Annotated in this window: 1 protein-coding gene; it reads right to left on the bottom strand. The window is 66.0% G+C overall.

The window, feature by feature from the left end:
* Positions 1-276: 276 nt before the first annotated feature.
* Positions 277-1,302: an IS110 family RNA-guided transposase gene (locus DDE10_RS23100; RefSeq protein ID WP_114955163.1), complete on the bottom strand. Its 1,026-nt coding sequence runs from the start codon at positions 1,300-1,302 to the stop codon at positions 277-279.
* Positions 1,303-1,383 lie beyond the last annotated feature (81 nt).

Here is a 1,383-nt window from a genome sequence, read left to right as displayed (position 1 = left end):
CCTGGGGGTCGTCAATTTCATCATCTGTGGACGCCCCCTACAGCGCAAGCGGTTTTTCGGGCGTGGCACGTTGTCGGATGCTGCCATCTGTCCGGCCTCTGTTTGCAGCGATGGGGCTGCGGGCCTGCATGGGAGTTCGCGGGCTGGAGCCAGATCAACTTTGCGTGCTCGACGGCACTTTGACTAAAGCTGGTTCGTCCAACCCCGTCTCGCCGACGGTTGTGCCATGCCTCCTTCGCTCGCTTGTGCTTCGACGACCTCGCGTCCGTCCCCGCCTCAGGCGGCTACGGCCGGAGCCTTGTAGACGCCGCCCTTGGCGAGCAGCGCCCAGATGATCCGTGCGGTCTTGTTGGCCAAGGCGACCGTGACCAGCATGCGCGGCTTTCGCTCCAGCATCCTGGCGAGCCAGGATCCTTCCGGTGCGCCGTTCTTGCTGGCGTGGCGCACGACGGCGGCGGCGCCGATGATCAGCAGCCTTCGCAGCGTTCGCTCGCCGGCTTTGGTGATCTTGCCGAGCTGCTCCTTCCCCCCGGTCGATCGCTGTCGCGGCGTGAGACCCATCCAGGCGGCGAAGTCGCGGCCGCGGCCAAACGACTGCGCAGGCGGCGCCAGTGCGAGGACCGCGGTGGCGATAACCGGTCCGACACTGGGAATGGTGACCAGCCGCCTGGCATCGTCATCCTGCTTCGCCCGCTGTGCGATCTCGCGCTCAAAGCCATCGATGCGCGTGTCGAGCGATCGGATGGTATCGACCAGAACTAGGAAGGTGCCGCGTGCCGCCTCGGGAAGCGTGCAGGCGGGATCCTCGAGATCGGCGATCAGCTGGGCGACCCGCGCGCGTCCTTGCGGCGCCACCAGGCCGTACTCGGCGAGGAGACCGCGCAACGCGTTGATGAGTTGGGTGCGCTGGCGCACCAGCAGATCACGCGCCCGGAATACCGCCGCGCTGGCCTGCTGCGCCTCGGACTTGACCGTAACGAACCGCATGGTCGGCCGCTGCGCCGCCTCGCAGATCGCCTCGGCATCGCGCGCATCGTTCTTCTGGCGCTTCACGAACGGCTTCACATAAGCCGGCGGGATCAGCCGAACCTCATGCCCCATCCGCTGCAGCTCGCGGCCCCAGTGATGAGAGCTCCCGCAGGCCTCCATCGCCACCAGGCAGCGCGGCTGCGTGGCAAAATAGCCGAGCAGCTTCCCCCGGGTCAGCTTCCGGCTGAACAAAGCCGCGCCCGAACCATCCGCCCCGTGCACGTGAAAAACCTGCTTTGCGATATCCAGGCCAATCGTAGTAACCTCGCCCATGGACGCCTCCCTTCGATGGTCGTTCGACACCACCATCTTGGCACATAGATGCCATCGGGGGGCGTCCACCCCATCAATTTT

This window comes from Sphingosinicella terrae, from assembly GCF_003347635.1.
Lineage (GTDB): Bacteria > Pseudomonadota > Alphaproteobacteria > Sphingomonadales > Sphingomonadaceae > Allosphingosinicella > Allosphingosinicella terrae.
The sequence above is the reverse complement of the archived record's forward strand: the minus strand, read 5'-3'. Positions and strand labels throughout refer to the sequence as shown.